This is a genomic window from Stenotrophomonas maltophilia group sp. LNF247 (genome assembly GCF_054083135.1).
In genome coordinates this window covers 1-12,953 of the sequence record NZ_JBSRQL010000026.1, presented here as the reverse complement: position 1 = coordinate 12,953, position 12,953 = coordinate 1, and the positions used below count along the sequence as shown (strand labels likewise).

General features: G+C 66.0%; 9 protein-coding genes. 6 read left to right on the top strand and 3 right to left on the bottom strand.

Annotation, left to right across the window (positions count from 1 at the left end; genetic code table 11):
- Positions 1 to 209: 209 nt before the first annotated feature.
- Positions 210 to 1,601 (top strand): class II 3-deoxy-7-phosphoheptulonate synthase, encoded by a 1,392-nt coding sequence (locus ACTXG9_RS18415; protein ID WP_155029004.1) that lies wholly within the window; start codon positions 210 to 212, stop codon positions 1,599 to 1,601.
- A gap of 845 nt (positions 1,602 to 2,446) precedes the next feature.
- Positions 2,447 to 3,634 carry a mechanosensitive ion channel family protein gene (locus tag ACTXG9_RS18410; RefSeq protein WP_329859498.1) on the top strand — a complete coding sequence of 396 codons (1,188 nt, stop codon included), beginning with the start codon at positions 2,447 to 2,449 and terminating at the stop codon, positions 3,632 to 3,634.
- Positions 3,635 to 3,706: 72 nt separating this feature from the next.
- Here ACTXG9_RS18410 and ACTXG9_RS18405 read toward each other — a convergent pair whose 3' ends face one another.
- The 3 genes from ACTXG9_RS18405 to typA are packed head-to-tail and all read right to left on the bottom strand — an operon-like array spanning position 3,707 to position 7,697.
- Positions 3,707 to 5,329 carry an amidase gene (locus ACTXG9_RS18405; RefSeq protein ID WP_456115756.1) on the bottom strand — a complete coding sequence of 541 codons (1,623 nt, stop codon included), beginning with the start codon at positions 5,327 to 5,329 and terminating at the stop codon, positions 3,707 to 3,709.
- A 41-nt stretch (positions 5,330 to 5,370) separates the two neighbouring features.
- Complete coding sequence (locus ACTXG9_RS18400) at positions 5,371 to 5,838, bottom strand: DUF2127 domain-containing protein (protein ID WP_019659569.1); 468 nt, start codon at positions 5,836 to 5,838, stop codon at positions 5,371 to 5,373.
- A gap of 11 nt (positions 5,839 to 5,849) precedes the next feature.
- Positions 5,850 to 7,697, bottom strand: a complete 1,848-nt coding sequence (gene typA, locus ACTXG9_RS18395; protein ID WP_026346967.1) for a translational GTPase TypA — start codon at positions 7,695 to 7,697, stop codon at positions 5,850 to 5,852.
- A gap of 267 nt (positions 7,698 to 7,964) precedes the next feature.
- Between typA and ACTXG9_RS18390 the strand changes: the two genes are divergently transcribed.
- The 4 genes from ACTXG9_RS18390 to prpE all read left to right on the top strand — a co-directional run bounded on the left by ACTXG9_RS18390 (position 7,965) and on the right by prpE (position 12,882).
- Positions 7,965 to 8,456, top strand: coding sequence for a peptidylprolyl isomerase (locus ACTXG9_RS18390; protein WP_005408225.1), 492 nt, complete (start codon positions 7,965 to 7,967; stop codon positions 8,454 to 8,456).
- A gap of 118 nt (positions 8,457 to 8,574) precedes the next feature.
- Complete coding sequence (locus ACTXG9_RS18385; RefSeq protein ID WP_005415428.1) at positions 8,575 to 9,561, top strand: malate dehydrogenase; 987 nt, start codon at positions 8,575 to 8,577, stop codon at positions 9,559 to 9,561.
- Positions 9,562 to 9,683: 122 nt separating this feature from the next.
- Entirely contained in the window at positions 9,684 to 10,298 is a 615-nt protein-coding gene (locus ACTXG9_RS18380; RefSeq protein ID WP_456115755.1) for an RluA family pseudouridine synthase, read from the top strand.
- Positions 10,299 to 11,001: 703 nt separating this feature from the next.
- Positions 11,002 to 12,882: a propionate--CoA ligase gene (gene prpE, locus ACTXG9_RS18375; RefSeq protein WP_021202251.1), complete on the top strand. Its 1,881-nt coding sequence runs from the start codon at positions 11,002 to 11,004 to the stop codon at positions 12,880 to 12,882.
- Positions 12,883 to 12,953 lie beyond the last annotated feature (71 nt).

Here is a 12,953-nt window from a genome sequence, read left to right as displayed (position 1 = left end):
GGCTGTGGAAGGGGCCATTGGGGATTGAGTGTTACTTCGTAACAGTGCGTGGCGAATCATGCGCCTGACCGGCTGGCCGTGGGCATGCCGCTTTTGGCCAATCGCGATGCCCTTTCCCCGGCGTTCAGTCATGTGCAGACGCCGTTCGGCCCTTTGCGACAGCGGTCGGCTCTGCGACCATGAACGTCCCCCACCTCCGGAAGCCTGCAATGAGCCTGTCCGCCGTTTCGCCTGTCCCCGATCCCGCCGCAGCCGCCACCGGCGCTGCCTGGTCGCCGGAGAGCTGGCGTGGCAAGACCGCGCTGCAGATGCCGACCTACCCGGACCCGGTGGCGCTGGACGCTGCCCTGCACGAGCTGAAGCGGCTGCCGCCGCTGGTCACCTCGTGGGAGATCCTGGCCCTGAAGCAGCAGTTGGCGGAGGCCCAGGAGGGCAAGCGCTTCCTGCTGCAGGGCGGCGACTGCGCCGAGAACTTCAGCGACTGCGAATCGGGCACCATCTCCAACCGCCTGAAGGTGCTGCTGCAGATGAGCCTGGTGCTGGTGCATGGGCTGCGCCAGCCGGTGATCCGCGTGGGTCGTTTCGCCGGCCAGTACGCCAAGCCGCGTTCGGCCGATACCGAGACGCGCGACGGTGTGACCCTGCCGAGCTACCGCGGCGATGTCATCAATGCGCCGGCCTTCACTGAAGCAGCGCGCCTGCCGGACCCGAAGCGGATGCTGCAGGCGCACGCGCATTCGGCGATGACGATGAACTTCGTACGGGCGCTGATCGATGGTGGTTTCGCCGACCTGCACCACCCCGAGTACTGGAACCTGGAATGGGTGAGCCATTCGCCGCTGGCCGCTGAGTACCAGAAGATGGTGGCCTCGATCGGCGATGCCGTGCATTTCATGGAGACGTTGGCCGGGGCCCGCGTGCACAACCTCAACCGCATCGACTTCTACACCTCGCATGAAGCGCTGCTGTTGCCGTACGAGCAGGCACTGACCCGCCAGGTGCCCCGCCAGCAGGGCTGGTTGAACCTGAGCACGCATTACCCGTGGATCGGCATGCGCACGGCTGCGCTGGATGGCGCGCACGTGGAATACCTGCGTGGCGTGCGCAATCCGATTGCGATCAAGGTGGGCCCGTCGGTGACGCCGGACCAGCTGCTGCGCCTGATCGATGTGCTCAACCCGCATGACGAGCCGGGCCGCCTGAGCTTCATCCACCGCATGGGTGCCGCGCAGATCGCCGAGAAACTGCCGCCGCTGCTGGACGCGGTCAAGCGTGATGGTCGCCGCGTGCTGTGGGTGTGCGATGCGATGCATGGCAATACCGAAAGCACCGCCAACGGTTTCAAGACACGTCGCTTCGACAACGTGCGTGGCGAGGTGGAGATGTCGTTCGACCTGCATGCGGCCGCCGGTACGCGCCTGGGCGGTGTGCATCTGGAACTGACCGGCGAGGACGTGACCGAGTGCATCGGCGGCGCGCGCGAACTGACCGAGCGCGACCTGGAGCGCGCGTATCGTTCAACGGTGGACCCGCGGTTGAACTACGAGCAGTCGCTGGAGATCGCGATGGCGATCGTACGCAAGCAGGAGCAAGTGCGGTAAGGGTTTTTCGGCAGGGCTTGCAGCCCTGCACCTGCTACGAGCCAGAGCAACGTCAACGTCAACGTCAAAAGCGGGCTATCCGTGGGTTGGCGGGACGGTGTCGGAGTGCGGGGACGCCACAAGTACGTCCTTGTAGGCTTGGCGGCCGCATCCATGCCGCTGACACCCCGCACTCCGACACCGCCCCACCTTCGACAGGTTCAGGTCGCTATTGGTGGGTGCCGACCGTTGGTCGGCACATCTGTCAGATGTCGAATGAATCATCCACGCATGGCGTGGATCTACTGGTAACTGCGGCGATTGGCATGCGCGGCTGTTGGTAGGTGTCGACCGTTGGTCGACACGATTTTTCTTTCAGATAGCAGTATTCAAAATGGGCTCCGACCCCGTGCCGACCAACGGTCGGCACCCACCATCAGCATCAGGTTCCGACAGATCGCAGAAAACTGTCGAAGGCGGGGTGGGTCCGGTTGCGGGGGCGTGAGCCGCATGGGCCCGAGGCATGCCTCGGGCGGGTTGGGCAGGACGCCCAACCCCGGTCTTGCCGTGTGCGCAGGAAAGCGCACACGAGCAAGCGGCGACCGAGCATACATGGGTGAGGGCGCTTTGCTTGCGAAGCACTGCTTCGCAAGCGCCCGAACGCACAGCCGCCGGCGGCTGGGCCGGGCCCCGGAGGGGGACTTGCAGCGCCCCCCGCGACCGGACCCATCCCGCCATCCCACAGGAAACCCGCTTCTGCTTCGGCTGTTGCTGTTGCTGTTGCTTCGGCTGGCAGCAGGTGCAGGGCTGCAAGCCCTGCCGATCAACACCCTCCTTACGAACGACTGACGTGACGCTCATGCGCCATGCGCGAGGCTGTCCGTTCACGCTTTCACCTGGAGGTGGCAAGAGTGCCTTGGGAGCACATGCAGGCCTATGCATGGCCATTGGGTTTGGCCGCATTGGTGGGTGGCATCGGCGCGTGGCTGATCCTGTGGATCTATCACCGGCTGAAAGGGCGTGATCGCCGGCGTGCGCGCATCGGTCGTGTGCTCGGGCTGCCGATGGCCACTGCATGGCCGCTGCTGCTGTTGATTCCCGCCCTGCAGGCCACGCCGCTGCAGGATCCGTTGCTGGGCCATCTGCAGCATGTGCTGCACATCGCGTTGACTGCCTGCTTCATCTGGTTGCTGGTACGTGCGGTGGCGGCGGGCGAGCGCGCAATCCTGCGCAGCCATCCCATTGATGTCTCCGACAATCTGGAAGCGCGCCGCATCCAGACCCAGACGCGCGTGCTCAGCCGGGTGCTGATGGGCGGCATCATCGTGCTGGGCGCATCGCTGGTGCTGCTGACGTTTCCGATGGTGCAGAAGATCGGTACCGCGCTGCTGGCCTCGGCCGGCCTGATCGGCCTGGTGGCCGGTATCGCGGCCAAGCCGGTGTTCGGCAACCTGATCGCCGGCCTGCAGATCGCGTTGACGCAGCCGATCCGCCTGGATGACGTGGTGATCGTGGAAGGCGAGTGGGGACGCATCGAGGAGATCGGAAGCAGTTACGTGGTGGTGCGTATCTGGGATGAGCGGCGGATGGTGGTGCCGTTGACCTGGTTCATCGAGAACCCGTTCCAGAACTGGACGCGGCGTAGTGCCGACCTGCTCGGCACAGCCTTCCTGTGGCTGGATTATCGTGCCCCGATTGCGGCGATCCGTGCTGAACTGGAGCGCATCTGCCGGGGCGAAGCGTTGTGGGATGGCCGAGTCTGCGTGACCCAGGTGACTGAAACCAGTGAGCGTGCAATCCAGATCCGCCTGCTGGTCAGTGCGCGCAGCTCCGGCGACGCGTTCGACCTGCGTTGCCTGGTACGCGAGCGCATGCTCGATTTCCTCGCGCGTGAGCATCCGCAGTCGCTGCCGCAGGTGCGTGCGCGGCTGCAGCATGCAGACGAGCTGGACATGCCGCGTGGTCCTCGTGCACGCACTGCAGATGTGCGTTCGCCGGGGGCTGAAGACGGTGAGGCGGCGATCGTGCCAGCGGAGCCCGACCAGCCGCTGTAGAGCCGAGCCATGCTCGGCTGCTTTCGATTTTCCGTTGAAGCCGAGCGTGGGCTCGGCTCTACAGAAACACGATCACGGCTCGCCAGCGTCGATCAGCGCGTCGGTATCGAAGTGCGGCGGGCGCCGTGCGCGCGTGCGCTGCTCGTAGGCGTAGGCCATCTCGATCAGCTTCGGTTCGCTCCAGGCGGTGCCCATGAACAGCAGGCCGACGGGAAGGCCGTTGATCTGGCCCATCGGCACAGTCAGGCTGGGATAGCCAGCCACAGCGGCAGCGCTGTAGCTCTCGCCGGGGAAGTCGTCGCCTTCGCTGCGGATCGGCCACGCCACGCCGGTGGTGGGGGCCACCAGCGCATCAAGCTGGTGGGCGGCGAGGGCAGCGTCAATGCCTTCCGGGCCCGCCAACCGGCGTGCATCGCTGCGCGCGCGGATATAGGCCGGGTCGGCCAGGCCGGCGGTGGCGTCGGCCGCCACCAGCAGTTCCTGGCCGAACAGGCCCAGCTCCTGCTTGCTGTGCGCCTGGTTGAAGGCGATCAGTTCGGCCAGGCTGCGCAGCGGGGCGCGATGGGCGCTGAAGTAGCGCTCCAGCCCGGCCTTGAATTCGTACAGCAGCAGCGTGCGCTCGGCCTCGGCCCAAGCGCCCTGGTTGGGCAGCTCCACTGGCACCACCACGGCGCCGGCGCGACGCAGCTCGGTCGCCGCCTGTTCGATCAGTGGCGGCATGCCCCGGTACTTCAGCAGGGGTGTCTGCAGCAGTCCGATGCGCTTGCCGCGCAGGCCCTGGGGGTCCAGTCGCGCGGTGTAGTCGTAGACCGCGCGGCCGGGCATGGTCGCGGTGGCCGGGTCGGCATCATCGCGGCCGGCGATCGCGGTCAGCACGGCGGCAGCGTCGGCGACACTGCGCGCCATCGGACCGGCGGTGTCCTGGCTGAAGGAAATCGGGATGATGCCGTCGCGGCTGACCAGGCCTACCGTCGGCTTGAGGCCGACGATGCCATTGATCGCCGCCGGGCAGACGATGCTGCCGTCGGTTTCGGTACCGATTGCTGCGCTGGCGAGGTTGGCGGCCACGGCTACCGCGCTGCCGCTGCTGGAGCCACAGGGCGAATGGCTCAGCCGATAGGGATTGCGGGTCTGGCCGCCGCGCGCGCTCCAGCCGGAGATCGAATCATTGCCGCGGAAATTGGCCCATTCGCTGAGGTTGGTCTTGCCCAGCACGATGGCGCCGGCATCGCGCAGCCGGCGCACCAGGTAGGCATCGTCCGGACGGAAGCCCTGCAGGGCCAGAGAGCCGGCACTGGTGGCCATCGGCGCGGCGTTGATGTTGTCCTTCAACAGCAGCGGGATGCCGTGCAGCGGGCCGCGCAGGTGGCCGCTACGGCGCTCGCGGTCGCGCGCGGCGGCTTCCTTCAGGGCATCGGAGTTGAGCTCGATCACCGCGCGCAGGCGCGGCCCGGCGCGGTCCAGGGCGGCGATGCGCTGCAGGTAGGCCTGGGTCAGGGTGGTGCTGTCCAGTTCACCGGCGGTCATCCGCGCCTGCAGGTCGGCAATATCGGTTTCGGCGTACGGGAACGGCACGTTGCGGCTCGCAGGTTCGGCCGCATGCGCGCTGGGCGTGGCCGGGCTGCAGCCAGCCGAAAGCAGCGCCGGCAGCGCGGCGAGCAGGCAGGTCAGCAGAGGCGGCGAGGACGGGCGCATGGGGCGGCTTGGTCGGCTCCAATCCCCAGTGTAGCGAGTGCTCAGCGATGGCGCTTGCGCAGGTCGCGGGCGAGTACGTAGACCACGATCAGGTTGATGGCCAGGATCGTCCACGACGGCCAGCCGGGATGGCGGATGATCGCGAAGATGTCGAAGGGCAGGTACAGGGCAGCGGTCAGGCAACCCAGCCAGGAGGCCCAGGCCTTGGCCCGCCACAGGCCCCAGGCTTCGACCAGGTGCAGCAGTCCGTAACCGATCATCCCCGCCGCGGCCAGGTGGACCGCGTCGGGGCTGATCATGTGCAGCAGCGAGGGCAGGGTGCCGTGGTCCGGATCCAGGCTGAAACGCCGGATCAGGGCCATGATGCCGTGCCGCAGCGGCTGCGGTCCGAGCACTTCCAGCCCGGTGGCAGCCAACAGTGCCAGCATCGCCTTGCTCGCTTCGAGCAGGGCGATGACGTGCAGGCCCGGATGCCGGTGTGGATCCGGGTTGTAGCCGCTCTGGCTCACGGGGTGCTGGCTCAGCCGCCGCGCGAAGCCTTCTTGCGGTCGCTCTCGGTCAGGAACTTCTTGCGCAGGCGGATCTCCTTCGGGGTGATCTCGACCAGCTCGTCGTCTTCGATGAAGTCCAGGGCCTGTTCCAGCGAGTACTTGATCGCCGGGGTCAGCTGGATCGCATCATCCTTGCCCGAAGCGCGCATGTTGGTCAGCGGCTTGGTCTTGATCGCGTTGACGGTCAGGTCGTTGTCCTTGGAGTGGATGCCGACCAGCTGGCCTTCATACACGTTGTCACCTTCGGCGGCGAAGAGCTTGCCGCGTTCCTGCAGTGGGCCCAGCGAGTAGGCCGGGGTGACGCCCGGCGCATTGGCGATCATCACGCCGTTGATGCGCTTGGCGATCGCGCCCTGTTCCTTCGGGCCGTAGTGGTCGAACACATGGAACAGCAGGCCCGAACCCTGGGTCAGGGTCTTGAACTCGTTCTGGAAACCAATCAGGCCACGGGCCGGGATCTGGTATTCCAGGCGCACGCGGCCCTTGCCGTCCGATTCCATGTTCTTCAACTGGCCCTTGCGGGTGCCCAGCTTTTCCATCACGCCGCCCTGGTGGACTTCTTCGATGTCCACCACCAGCTGCTCGATCGGCTCCATCAGCTGGCCGTCGATTTCCTTGATGATCACTTCCGGGCGCGACACGGCCAGCTCGTAGCCTTCGCGGCGCATGTTCTCGATCAGCACCGACAGGTGCAGTTCGCCACGGCCGGAGACCAGGAACTTGTCGGCGTCTTCCAGCTGCTCGACCTTCAGGGCCACGTTGTGGACCTTTTCACGGTCCAGGCGGTCCTTGATCTGGCGGCTGGTCAGGAACTTGCCACCGGACAGGTCCTTGTTGCCGGCGAACGGCGAGTTGTTCACCTGGAAGGTCATCGAGATGGTCGGCTCGTCGACGGTCAGCGCCGGCAGGGCTTCCGGGAAGTCCGGTGCGCAGATGGTGTCGGAGATGGTCAGCTCCTGGATGCCGGAGATGGCCACGATGTCGCCGGCCTCGGCCGAATCCTGCTCGATGCGCTCCAGGCCCATGAAGCCCAGCACCTGCAGCACCTTGCCGTTGCGCTTCTTGCCTTCACGGTCGATGACCGCGACCTGCATGTTCTTCTTCAGGGTGCCGCGCTGGATGCGGCCGATGCCGATCACGCCCACGAAGTTGTTGTAGTCCAGCTGGCTGATGCGCATCTGGAACGGGCCTTCCGGGTCCACTTCCGGCTTCGGCGCGTGCTTCATGATCGCTTCGTACAGCGGGGTCATGTCGCCGTCGCGCACGGTGTCTTCCAGGCCGGCGTAGCCGTTCAGGCCCGAGGCGTAGACGATCGGGAAGTCCAGCTGCTCGTTGGTGGCACCGAGCTTGTCGAACAGGTCGAAGACCTGGTCGATCACCCACTCCGGACGGGCGCCCGGACGGTCGACCTTGTTGACCACGACGATCGGCTTGAAGCCCATCGCGAAGGCCTTCTGGGTAACGAAGCGGGTCTGCGGCATCGGGCCGTCCATCGCATCGACCAGGATCAGCACGGTGTCGACCATCGACAGCACGCGCTCGACCTCACCGCCGAAGTCGGCGTGGCCGGGGGTGTCGACGATGTTGATCCGGTTCTTGATGCCGGTCTTCTTGTCTTCCCAGGTGATGGCGGTGTTCTTGGCCAGGATGGTGATGCCGCGTTCCTTTTCCTGGTCGTTGCTGTCCATCACGCGCTCGGCGAGGACGGTACGCTCGGACAGGGTGCCGGACTGCTTCAGCAGCTGGTCGACCAGGGTGGTCTTGCCATGGTCGACGTGGGCGACGATGGCGATGTTGCGAAGATTTTCGATGGACATACGAAAGGGGGCCAGTCGGCGCCGGATTTGGAAAAAGAAGTCCAACATTATACGTCGAACTTGACGATTCGCGAAAAGGTGGATTTCACGCCCGTCACGGGGCCCATTCAGCTGGGCCGCCACACGGCCGAGGCCGCCAGACCGTCGCGCGGGCTGCCCCGCCGGCGGCTGAAGCCCGGGTCTGCGCCCATGGTCGAAGCCGCCGCCGCCGCAAGGCAGGTGTAAACTAGGTGGCTAGACGCGTTCCCCTCTGCATCAAGGATCTTCATGTCCCTCATCGCCACTTTCGACACCACCCAGGGCCCGATCAAGGTCGAGCTGTTCGCCGACAAGGCGCCGCTGACCGTGGCCAACTTCGTGAACCTGGTCAAGCACGGCTTCTATGACGGCCTGATCTTCCATCGCGTGATCGCCGACTTCATGATCCAGGGCGGCTGCCCGCAGGGCCGTGGCACCGGCGGCCCGGGCTACAAGTTCGAAGACGAAAAGAATGGCGTGAAGCATGAGGTCGGCTCGCTGTCGATGGCCAACGCCGGCCCGAACACCAACGGCAGCCAGTTCTTCATCACCCACATCAAGACCGATTGGCTGGACGGCCGCCACACCGTCTTCGGCAAGGTCCTGGAAGGCCAGGCCATCGTCGATTCGGTCAAGCAGGGCGACGTGATCCATTCGATCACCTTGGAAGGCGACGTCGACGCCGTGCTGGCCGCCCAGGCCGACCGCGTCGCCGAGTGGAACAAGCACCTCGCCGCCTGATCCCCCTTCGAAACGGCCACCCACGGGTGGCCGTTTCCCTGTTCCCCGCCGCCCGCCAGGCCTGCGTGGCTCCGCCCGCGGCGTCCCATCAAACGCTTGCAAGCAAGAGGAAACCCCCATGAAAGCACCCGTTCGTGTTGCCGTGACCGGCGCCGCCGGCCAGATCGGTTATGCCCTGCTGTTCCGCATCGCCTCCGGCGAAATGCTGGGCAAGGACCAGCCGGTCATCCTGCAGCTGCTGGAACTGCCGGTCGACAAGGCCCAGGCCGCCCTGAAGGGCGTGATGATGGAGCTGGAAGACTGCGCCTTCCCGCTGCTGGCCGGCATGGTCGGCACCGATGACGCCGAAGTCGCGTTCAAGGACGCCGACATCGCCCTGCTGGTCGGCGCGCGTCCGCGCGGCCCGGGCATGGAGCGCAAGGACCTGCTGCTGGAAAACGCCAAGATCTTCACCGCCCAGGGCGCGGCGCTGAACAAGGTCGCCAGCCGTGACGTGAAGGTGCTGGTGGTCGGCAACCCGGCCAACACCAACGCCTACATCGCCATGAAGTCGGCCCCGGACCTGAAGCCGGAAAACTTCACCGCCATGCTGCGCCTGGACCACAACCGCGCGCTGAGCCAGCTGTCGGCCAAGCTCGGCAAGCCGGTCGGTGGCATGGAGAAGCTGGTGGTGTGGGGCAACCACAGCCCGACCATGTACCCGGACTACCGTTTCGCCACCGCCGATGGTGCGTCGATCGCCGATGCGATCAACGACCAGGAGTGGAACGCCAACACCTTCATCCCGACCGTCGGCAAGCGCGGCGCGGCGATCATCGAAGCCCGCGGCTCGTCCTCGGCTGCTTCGGCCGCCAACGCCGCCATCGACCACGTGCGTGACTGGGTGCTGGGCAGCAACGGCAAGTGGGTCACCATGGGCGTGCCGTCCGACGGTTCCTACGGCATTCCGGAAGGCGTGATCTTCGGTTTTGCCGTGACCACCGAGAACGGCAAGTACACCCTGGTCAAGGATCTGCCGATCGACGACTTCAGCCAGAAGTACATCGACAAGACCCTGGCCGAGCTGGAAGAAGAGCGCGCCGGCGTCGCCCACCTGCTGGGCTGATGCAGGCGGTACCGGCTCCGGACGGTACGTCTTCCATCAAGGTAGGTACCGACCGCTGGTTGGTACGCAGAAAACGGGGAGGCTTCGGCTTCCCCGTTTTCATTTGGAATTCCTGGAACCGCATGATCCACCTGCACTACATCGATGACGCACTGCTGGTGGCCGAGAAGCCGGCTGGCCTGTTGTCCGTACCCGGCCGCAGCGCCGAGAACCAGGACTGCGTGGTCGCGCGCCTGCAGGCGCTGTATCCGGATGCGTTGACCGTGCATCGCCTGGACCAGGTGACCTCCGGCCTGCTGCTGCATGCGCGTGGCAAGGACATGCAGGCGGCGCTGTCGATGCAGTTCGAGCAGCGCCAGGTTGGCAAGCGGTATGAAGCGGTGGTGCAGGGGCTGCTCGAACGCGACACCGGCGAAGTGGACCTGCCGCTGATCGTGGACTGGCCGAACCGGCCGAAGCAGAGGGTCGACCATGAGCGCGGCAAGCCGGCGCTGACGCGTTGGCGCGTGCTGGTGCGCGATGTTGAAGCGCGGCGCACGCGCGTGGCGTTGGAACCGATCACCGGCCGCAGCCATCAGCTGCGGTTGCACATGGCCAGTATTGGCCATCCGATTGTTGGCGACGTGCTGTATGACGCGGCACCGGCGCACCGCGTGCATCTGCATGCGTGCAGCCTGCGGTTCACCCACCCGGTGACGGGCGAGGTGCTCGCGTTCGAGTCTGCGGCTCCGTTCTAGGGGTTCGGCAGGGCTTGCAGCCCTGCACCTGCTACGAACCGGAGCAACGCGAAAGGCCAAGGCGGCTCTGGTTTTCCACTTGTTGGGCGGGGCGGTGTGGGTTGGCAGGACACGCCGTAAACCCATCCATGGGGGCTCGATGGCGCCATCCATGGCGCCAACGGTCCTGCCAACCCACACCGCCCCGCCTTCGACAGATCTCCGGTGACGGATGGTCTATCCACGCTTTGCGTGGATCAAATCCATCGGAATCGAATATTTCGACAATTGATCGAAAAGGATCCACGCATGGCGTGGATCTACCGTGTCGACCAAGGTCGACACCCACCAGAGCAATACGCCGTTCCCGACAGATGGCAGGAAACTGTCGAAGGCGGGGTGGGTCCGGTTGCGGGGGCGTGAGCGCCATGGATGGCGCGAGCCTCCATGGGTGAGGGCGCTTCGCTTGCGAAGCATTGCTTCGCAAGCGCCCGAACGCCCAGCCGCCAGCGGCTGGGCCGGACTGGGGATTCACGGCGTCCCCCGCAACCGGACCCACCCCGCCAACCCTCAGGAAACCCGCTTCTGCTGTTGCTTCGGCTTCTGCGGGTGCAGGGCTGCAAAGCCCTGCAGAACAAACCCACCCCCCTACCAAGGTAGGGCGGCCCGCGCGCCGGCGCCGGACTATCCTCAAACCCATGACTTCGTCTGGGAGGGCTGCGTCATGAACTACGAGGAAACCTACCGTCGCTCGATCGACGAGCCGGAGGCCTTCTGGGGCGAGGAAGCCAAGCGCATCCATTGGCACAAACCGCCGCAGCAGGTGCTCGACTACAGCAATCCGCCGTTCCGGCGCTGGTTCGTCGGCGGCGAAACCAATCTCTGCTACAACGCCGTCGACCGCCACCTGGCCGAGCGCGCCGACCAGCTCGCACTGGTCGCCATCTCCACCGAAACCAACAGCACCCGCGAAATCACCTATCGCCAGCTGTATCGCGAAGTGAACGACTTCGCCGCCGTGCTCAGGCACCTCGGCGTCGGCCATGGTGACCGCGTGGTGATCTACATGCCGAACATGGCCGAAGCCGTGTTCGCGATGCTGGCATGTGCGCGCATCGGTGCGGTGCACTCGGTGGTGTTTGGTGGCTTCGCCGCGCACAACCTGGCGCTGCGCATCGACGATGCGAAGCCGAAGCTGCTCATCGCCGCCGATGCCGGCATGCGCGGTGGCAAGCTGATTCCGTACAAGCCGATGGTTGACGCGGCCTGCGCCGAAGCGGCTTCGCCGCCACCGCATGTGCTGATCGTGTCGCGCGGGCTGGATGCCGCCGAACCACGCGTGCCGGGCCGTGATGTGGAGTACGCCACGCTGCGTGCACAGATCGGGGAAGTGGATGTGCCGGTGCAGTGGCTGGAAGCGAGTGAGCCGAGCTACCTGCTGTACACCTCCGGCACCACCGGCAAGCCGAAGGGCGTGCAGCGCGATGTGGGCGGCTACGCGGTGGCGATGGCGCAGTCGATGGAAACCGTATTCGACTGCAAGCCGGGGCAGGTAATGTTCTCCACCTCCGATGTCGGCTGGGCGGTGGGCCATTCCTACAACGTGTACGGCCCGCTGATCGGTGGCTGCACCTCGCTGCTGTACGAAGGGCTGCCGACGAATCCGGATCCGGGCATCTGGTGGGCGCTGTGCGAGCAGTACAACGTGCGCACCATGTTCTCGTCGCCCACCGCCATCCGCGTGCTGAAGAAGCACGATGCGGACTTCATCCATCGCCACGACCTGCGCGCCCTGAAGTACCTGTTCCTGGCCGGCGAGCCGCTGGACGAACCGACCGCGCACTGGATCAGCGAAGCGCTGGGCAAGCCGATCATCGACAACTACTGGCAGACCGAGACCGGCTGGCCGGCTCTGACCCTGCTGCCGGGCCTGGAGATGAAGCCGGTGCGCTTCGGTTCGCCGGGCTTCCCCAATCTTGGCTACCGGATGAAGGTGATCGACGAGAACACCGGCGAGGAAGTCGCACCGGGGCAGAAGGGGGTGCTGGTGGTGTCGCCGCCGTTGCCGCCTGGCTGCATGAGCACGGTGTGGAACGACGACAACCGTTTCCTGCAGAGCTACTTCAGCCATTTCAAGGAACTGCTGTACAGCTCGCTGGACTGGGCGATCCGCGACGACGATGGCTACACCTTCATCCTCGGCCGTACCGATGATGTGATCAACGTGGCCGGGCATCGGCTGGGCACGCGCGAGATCGAAGAGGCCATTTCGAGCCACCCGCGCGTGGCCGAGGCAGCGGTGATCGGCGTCAAGGACGAACTGAAGGGGCAGGTGCCGCTGGTGTTCGTCACCCTCAAGCAGGGCCTGGATGGCGAGGATCCGGCGCCGGTGGTGGCCGAGATGATGGCCACGGTGACCACCTCGCTCGGCGCGGTGGCGCGCCCGGCGCACGTGCACGTGGTCAACGCGCTGCCCAAGACCCGTTCGGGCAAGCTGCTGCGGCGCTCGTTGCAGGCGTTGGCCGAGCAGCGCGACCCGGGCGACCTGTCGACGCTGGACGACCCCGGCGCGCTGGAGGAGATCCGCCGGGCGCTGGGCCGTTGATCCGGTAGTGCCGGCCGCTGGCCGGCACCCCCTTGGGCCTGCAGGAGAGCCTGGCTGACCGCGGCATCTAC